A 2,692-nucleotide genomic window follows, 5' to 3' on the forward strand; every position below is an offset into this window, starting at 1 on the left:
ATCAGTGTCATGTTCCCTCCAGGGGATTAAAAATCAGGCTTGACGCCGTTTTAGTAAGAGTCAGTGATTGCTGCTGGAGGCAAAATAGGACAGTTTGATGACAGTGAAATGTACGAATTGTGACAGTTATATGACAACCGGGTCGGCTGGCAAATCAGAGATAATTAATGAAAACCACCGTGCTGCCGGTAAAGTTACCGGGACTGGGGGTTGTTGAGGAGAGCGTCGAAATCAGCGTGAACGGCGTCGTCACGTTAGCCCGCACTAATTGCGGTTTATTCAGGCTCCCGTCAGCCAGTGATAACAGCGTACTGATGTTGTTGCTGAGTTTGAGGATATTGATCCCACCGGCAAGCGCAAAACTGATATTCACATCACGGTTGCAGAAAAGCGAGAAGTTAACGCTGGCTTTGGCGCCATTAACGGCGGCCGGGGCCAGCGTACCATGATTAATATTCAGCGCGGCTCCGCTTACCGAACAGGATACCGGCACCACCGGAATGTTGACGCAAGGTGCCCAGGGCGCAACCATTCCGGAATAGTCAGTTACGGTCGCGGAGGCTGTCACAAAGCTGCCGCAGTATGAACTGTAATAACGGGTATCTGAGTTACGCAGAAACTTGCCACCCCGACCATTAAAACGGATAAAACGTTCAGCCACCGAGGCCAGGCTCTCGCCCTGATCGACGTAAATTTGCGGCCCGCCCGCAGCGCTGAATACGGTGCCATGCCCGATAAACCAGGCGCTGACACCGATGCCTGCTGCGCAGGTTCTCTCTGAAGAGTTACAGCGGGCATAGCCGGATATCATACCGACATCCACCACTGACCAGGTAATTTCAACCTGGCTTGCGTTGACCCAGCGAATGCCATCCACGCGCGGGGCTTCCATCGCCTGCGCTGAAAAGAACAGCAGCAGGCCAGCGAAAAAAGCCAGATAGCGGAAAACAAGCCCTGTTAGCATTGGTCTAATCCTGTGGTTGCGTCAACGCCGATCATCTACTGGTACTCAACCACCAGCGCAGCAAAAGCAGAAAAGTCACCGCTGGTTAACACCGCGGCGTTTTTTTTCACCGGTACCACCTGAATGACGGGCAGCGCAGGAAAGGTAAACGGCAGCCAGTTATTCAGTGCCAGGGCATTTTCGCCATTTTTACCGCTTAATATCTGAATCGCCAAATCACGCTGGCTGGTCGCCAGCAAAGCAGAATTAAATGCGCTTCCGGTGCCACTGATTTGTACACGCATACTCTTATCGGGATTATTGCTACAGGTTAACGTCCAGGAGACAGGTTTTCTGTAGCTGTCGCCATTGATTTGGGAAATAACCACTGAACCAAACTCCACTAGAATTGGCTTTTCGCCGTTAATCTGACATAACGGCGGCTCGATGAGTTTTCCACTGAAGTTAGCCTGCACACTGAAAGCAGCCACTGCGCTATACTTCAGCATAGCGGGCAGCAATAGTGCCATTAACCACGTACGTTTCATTTATTGCAGTTCCACTACCAGTGTTGCCGCTGAAGTAAAACTTCCACCCGTTAAACTGCTGCTGTTATCTTTCACCGGGACGGCCGTAATAACCGGCAGCGCGGGATAAGTAAAGTTTACCCAGCTGGTATTAATATTTAACCTTTCAGCGTTAGACTTAAAAAACGCAATACCTAAACCGCTGACTGATGCGCGTAACGCACCGCTATCAAAGCTGGCTGCATTCCCCTGTAGCTGGAGTTTAAGCGCATTAGAGGGAAGATTAGTGCAGAAAAGCGTAAATGACACAGGTTGCTGATACGCTTTCCCATCTATTTTATCGGTGCGCACATCGCCGAAATTAACACTAATCGGCATACCATTATTTATTTTACAGTCGGCAGGTACCATCACGTTACCGGAAATATTCACACTGAATGACGATGCCAGTGCATCGGATAAAAGCATCAGACACAAAAAAGTAAATATGAAATAACGCGCCATAAATTCCTACATGCAGAGAACGAGTTTGGCTTGCTACATGCATCAGAAAGCTTATGACTGAAAGGTTAAATTAAAGTTAAACAAAAAAGAAGTGAAGGAGAGCCAGAGAATTATGAAAGTTGATTTCACATATCAGGGAAAAATTAATTCACAACGTTCACAGAATTCACGATTAATTTAATCGGAACAACAATGAGTTAAAAAACCCGGCCTGTTTCCAGACCGGGCTACGCTTATTCCACCGTAACCGATTTCGCCAGGTTACGCGGCTGGTCGACGTCGGTGCCTTTGATCAGCGCCACGTGGTAGGAGAGCAACTGCAGCGGCACGGTGTAGAAGATTGGGGCAATCACCTCTTCAACGTGCGGCAGCGGGATGATTTTCATGCCTTCGCTGTCGCTGAAACCGGCATCCTGGTCGGCAAACACGTACAGCAGGCCGCCGCGCGCGCGCACCTCTTCGATGTTGGATTTCAGCTTCTCCAGCAGTTCGTTGTTTGGTGCCACCACAATTACCGGCATATCGGCATCAATCAGCGCCAGCGGACCGTGCTTCAGCTCGCCCGCCGCATAGGCTTCGGCGTGGATGTATGAGATCTCTTTCAGCTTCAGCGCCCCTTCCATGGCAATCGGATACTGATCGCCACGGCCAAGGAACAGCGCGTGATGCTTGTCAGAGAAGCCTTCGGCGAGATTCTCGATCACTTTATCCTGCGCCA

4 protein-coding genes are annotated in these 2,692 nt (G+C 50.1%); all 4 read right to left on the minus strand.

What is annotated here, in order from left to right; genetic code table 11:
* Positions 1-154: 154 nt before the first annotated feature.
* Entirely contained in the window at positions 155-964 is an 810-nt protein-coding gene (locus FT726_RS26680; RefSeq protein WP_021506929.1) for a hypothetical protein, read from the minus strand.
* A gap of 35 nt (positions 965-999) precedes the next feature.
* Positions 1,000-1,491 (minus strand): fimbrial protein, encoded by a 492-nt coding sequence (locus FT726_RS26685; RefSeq protein WP_104189486.1) that lies wholly within the window; start codon positions 1,489-1,491, stop codon positions 1,000-1,002.
* Entirely contained in the window at positions 1,492-1,974 is a 483-nt protein-coding gene (locus FT726_RS26690; RefSeq protein WP_215480724.1) for a fimbrial protein, read from the minus strand.
* A gap of 233 nt (positions 1,975-2,207) precedes the next feature.
* Positions 2,208-2,692 (minus strand): SIS domain-containing protein (locus FT726_RS26695; protein WP_346303569.1); only part of this gene is annotated, 485 nt, incomplete at its 5' end.

This window comes from Pantoea sp. Morm, from assembly GCF_016643525.1.
Classification (GTDB): Bacteria; Pseudomonadota; Gammaproteobacteria; order Enterobacterales; family Enterobacteriaceae; genus Pantoea; species Pantoea dispersa.

Bases quoted from the DNA above. Each gene is read 5' to 3' on its own strand.
- FT726_RS26680 (WP_021506929.1), bottom strand. From the start codon at position 964: ATGCTAACAGGGCTTGTTTTCCGCTATCTGGCTTTTTTCGCTGGCCTG.
- FT726_RS26685 (WP_104189486.1), bottom strand. From the start codon at position 1,491: ATGAAACGTACGTGGTTAATGGCACTATTGCTGCCCGCTATGCTGAAG.
- FT726_RS26690 (WP_215480724.1), bottom strand. From the start codon at position 1,974: ATGGCGCGTTATTTCATATTTACTTTTTTGTGTCTGATGCTTTTATCC.